We start from the raw sequence: 1,231 nt of genomic DNA, 5'->3' as shown, positions 1-1,231 counted from the left end.
CGTCATCCTATGTTTGTAGTGGCTATAAAATAGGAAGAACTTAGTTTTATGTAAAAAAAACAGAAGAGGAAAAAGGAATCAGATTATTTGTCGTCATTGGTCAAAAGACCGTTCGCAATGCTAATCCCTTTTTCCCTTACTGCTAAGACCTTGAACAGTTCGTTAGGCGTCAGGAGCCTGTATGTAGGATTGATAAGGCTCTGCAGTAATTCTTCTGTCAAAACTAAGTAGGATGGCAAAAGTAGAAATTTTTGGAGGTTTTGATGTTAGCAAAAAGTTCTTTGATGTATGTGTATTGGAAGCAGGGCAGCAAAGGGTTCGCCGTTTCAGTAATGATCTCGTTGGCTTAGGAGCGGTTGTGGAATGGTTGCCAGGTGATACTCAATGTGTTATGGAGGCCACAGGACCTTATTACTTACAACTGGCTTGTTACCTTCATAGCCATGGCTTTGCAGTGAGTGTGATCAATCCACTGGTGATTCGCCGTTTTTGTCAGATGCGTATGCTACGGGCCAAGACAGATAAAGCCGATGCGCGAATGATCGCCATTTATGGACAAGGGGAGCTTCCTGCGCTATGGGAGCCGCCGCGGCAATATGCTGTCACCCTTCAGCAATTGGATGCCCTCAGTGAACAGTTACAAAAACAACAGACCGCTCTGCGTAACCAGTTGGAATCTTTTGAGGCCAGCGGTATGCTAGAGCAATCCACCCGGCTAAAGCTGAAAAAATTGATTGCGCACCTGGAAAAGGAATTGCAACAGCTGGCTAAAGACACCGATAAGATCATGGTAGCCTATCATCAAGACATGCTGGCTAATTTGACCACGATACCCGGTCTTGGTAAAAAAACGGCGACGGTGCTGATTATGATCACTGGAGGATTTAGCCGATTCAGTAACTATAAGCAGCTGAGTGCCTATGTAGGGCTTAGTCCCAGGATCTATGAATCCGGCAGCAGTGTCAGGGGCAAAGCCAGGATATGCAAAATGGGGATGGGCCGAATAAGAGCGTTACTTTATTTATGTAGTTGGAGTGCCAAACGCTGTAATCAGGGGTGTCAGCTGCTCTATGATCGTTTAGTGGCCAAGGGCAAATCCAAGCGTCTGGCGCTTATAGCAGTAGCCAATAAACTGATTAAACAAGCCTTTGCAATAGCCACTACCCATACAGTATATGATAAAAATTATCTAAATAATAGTTGTTTTTAAACACAGTTCATTGCGAGGAGC

At 44.5% G+C, this 1,231-nt stretch carries 1 protein-coding gene; it reads left to right on the top strand.

What is annotated here, in order from left to right:
* The first annotated feature begins 232 nt into the window (after positions 1-232).
* Positions 233-1,210: an IS110 family RNA-guided transposase gene (locus EG028_RS27555; RefSeq protein WP_120519506.1), complete on the top strand. Its 978-nt coding sequence runs from the start codon at positions 233-235 to the stop codon at positions 1,208-1,210.
* Positions 1,211-1,231 lie beyond the last annotated feature (21 nt).

This window comes from Chitinophaga barathri (assembly GCF_003807585.1).
Lineage (GTDB): Bacteria > Bacteroidota > Bacteroidia > Chitinophagales > Chitinophagaceae > Chitinophaga > Chitinophaga barathri.
Note: the sequence above shows the minus strand (reverse complement) of the source record. Positions and strands in the feature narration are given on the sequence as shown.

Coding starts and splice junctions, on each gene's coding strand:
- EG028_RS27555 (WP_120519506.1), top strand. CDS start 233: ATGGCAAAAGTAGAAATTTTTGGAGGTTTTGATGTTAGCAAAAAGTTC.